General features: G+C 56.4%; 2 protein-coding genes and 1 pseudogene. All 3 read left to right on the top strand.

All coding sequences use genetic code 11. From position 1 onward, the window contains the following. Positions 1–795, top strand: a pseudogene (locus QZL66_RS09180) (ABC transporter substrate-binding protein); the annotation flags it as partial. Positions 796–814: 19 nt separating this feature from the next. Continuing rightward, complete coding sequence (locus QZL66_RS09175) at positions 815–1,747, top strand: carbohydrate ABC transporter permease (protein WP_022411418.1); 933 nt, start codon at positions 815–817, stop codon at positions 1,745–1,747. A gap of 17 nt (positions 1,748–1,764) precedes the next feature. Then, positions 1,765–2,652, top strand: a complete 888-nt coding sequence (locus QZL66_RS09170; protein ID WP_022411417.1) for a carbohydrate ABC transporter permease — start codon at positions 1,765–1,767, stop codon at positions 2,650–2,652. Positions 2,653–2,685 lie beyond the last annotated feature (33 nt).

Raw genomic sequence — 2,685 nt, 5'->3', positions numbered from 1 at the left:
GGTCTGGTGCTGCCGGCAGTGGCTGCGGATGCCAATCAGGCGACCATCTCCGCCGCAACGGAATCCGGTCTGACCTTTGCGTCCCTCCTGCTCCAGCGCGGACAGAACTATTATAATGACGCACAGACCGAAACTACCTTTCATACCAACGCCGCCATTGACTCCTTCGAGATGTGGACGGACTTCTATACCAAGTACGACTTCGACCAGCAGTATGACGCCTTCAGCCGGTTCCGGACAGGCGAATATCCCATCGTGGTATCCGACTACTGCACCTTCTTTAACCAGCTGTCTGTGGCAGCGCCGGAGATCAGCGGGCTGTGGGGCTTCACAGCCATCCCCGGCACGGAGCTGGAGGACGGCAGCGTTTCCCACGCCGTCAACTCCAACAACACCGGCGCCGTCATCTTTAATAAGGTGAGCGAGAAACAGAACGGTCTGGAAAATGCGTGGACGTTCCTCAAGTGGTTCTGCTCCGCCGAAGTGCAGGTGGAGTACGGCACCCAGATCGAGGGTCTGCTGGGACAGATGGGACGCTACGCCACCGCCAGCACCGAGGCACTCACCCAGCTGGCGTGGTCGTCGGAGGAGGCGGACACCATCCTGACCTCCATGGACGAGCTGGAGGAGATTCCCATTATTCCGGCTTCCTACTCTGTCACCCGAAACATCATGAATGCCTTCCGTGAAGTGGTCAACAACAACGAGAACCCGCGGGATACGCTGATGTCGTACAATCGGGATATCAACGAGGAGATCACCAGAAAGCGTGAAAACCTCGGATTAGACTCTTAAAGAGAAGGAGGGAATCCCCTTGGATACTGCCGAAATTGGCAAAAGAACCCGACAGGAAAACCGGCGGCTCACGTGGCTGGCGGTGAAGCAGAACAAAGCGAGCTATCTGATGATCGCACCGTTCATGCTGTTTTTCCTCGTATTTACCATTGTCCCCGTTGTGATGTCCCTGCCCATGGGCTTTACGGATTTCAACATGGTGCAGATGCCCAAGTTCGTGGGGCTTTCCAACTACACCACGCTGTTTTTGTCGGACAAGATCTTCATCCAGTCTATCCGTGTGACGCTGGTGTTCGCTCTGTTCACCGGCCCCGTCAGCTATATCCTGTGTTTCCTGCTGGCGTGGCTCATCAATGAGCTGCATCCCAAGCTCCGCACGATCTTTACTCTGATCTTCTACGCACCGTCCATGGCAAATGTCTACACGGTGTGGAAGCTGATCTTCAGCGGCGACTCCTACGGCTACATCAACTCGTTCCTGCTGGATCTGGGCATCATCAGCTCCCCCATCCAGTGGCTGACCGACGGGGACTATGTGCTGGGCGTGACCATCGTCGTGCAGATGTGGATCAGCCTGGGTGCCGGCTTCCTGGCGCTCCGTGCCGGCTTCCAGAACATCGACCGCTCCCAGTACGAGGCGGGCGCCATCGAGGGCATCAAGAGCCGCTGGCAGGAACTGATCTACATCACCATCCCCTCCATGGGGCCGCAGCTGATGTTTGCGGCAGTCATGCAGATCGTCAGCTCCTTCACCGCCGGCACCGTGTCCCAGAATCTGGTGGGCTTCCCCAGCACGGACTACAAGGCGCACACCATTATGAACCACGCCTACGACTACGGCTGGATCCGCTACGAAATGGGCTATGCATCTGCCATCTGTATGATTCTGTTTCTTGTCATGTACCTGCTCAATAAACTCATCGGCAGACTGCTCAACAAATACATGGACTAAAGGAGGGTGCGGAAACAATGGCAAAAAAAGAAAAAGTCTACGGCACCCGCCTGAAGGTGTCCTCCAAGCGTGCCGGTCATAAGATCGGCGGAACGATGGGAATTTTCACCTTTCTGCTGGTTCTGGCGGTATTCATGGCGCTGCCCCTGTATCTGGCAGTGGTCATGTCCCTGAAGCCGGTGCAGGAGCTGTTCGTGTTCCCGCCGAAGCTCTACGTCATCGATCCCACACTCTCCAACTACAGTGCGATGTTCCGCCTGTGCTCCGATCTGTGGGTTCCGTTCTCCCGCTATGTCTTTAACAGCGTCTTTGTCACGGTGGTGGTAACGCTGGGACAGGTCATCTTCTCCTCCATGGCAGCGTTCTGTCTGGCGAAGATCCGCTTCCCCGGCGCCAAGGCGATCAATTCCATCATCGTGGTATCCCTGCTGTACCAGAGCAACGTCATCTATATCATGCAGTACATGGTGCTGGCAAAGCTGGGCATGATCGATACCTATATGGCACTGATCTTCCCGTCCATCGCCGCTCCCATGAACCTGTTCCTGATGCGCCAGTCCATGACGCAGGTGCCGGATGCCATGATCGAAGCGGCAAAGGTGGACGGCGCAGGCATCTTCCGCATCTGCTGGCAGATCGTCATGCCCAACCAGAAGCCGGCGCTGATGACCGTCATCATCTTCTCGTTCCAGGCGGCATGGAACATTCAGGGCGGCACGCTGGTGTTCCAGGAATCCCTGAAGACTCTGCCCACCGTCGTGCAGCAGGCAGCCTCGGCAGGCCTTGCCCGTGCCGGTGTCGCCATGGCGGCAGCTGTCTTTATGCTGGTGCCCCCTATCGTCATCTTCATGCTGGCACAGCGGCAGGTCATCGAAACAATGGCACATTCCGGAATCAAGGACTAAGAACCTGTCTTCACAAGAAATATATGTGGATTT

Origin of the sequence: Ruminococcus sp. CAG:330 (assembly GCF_000437175.1) — a bacterium.
Taxonomy (GTDB): Bacteria; Bacillota; Clostridia; order Oscillospirales; family Ruminococcaceae; genus Ruminococcus_C.
Note: the sequence above shows the minus strand (reverse complement) of the source record. Positions and strands in the feature narration are given on the sequence as shown.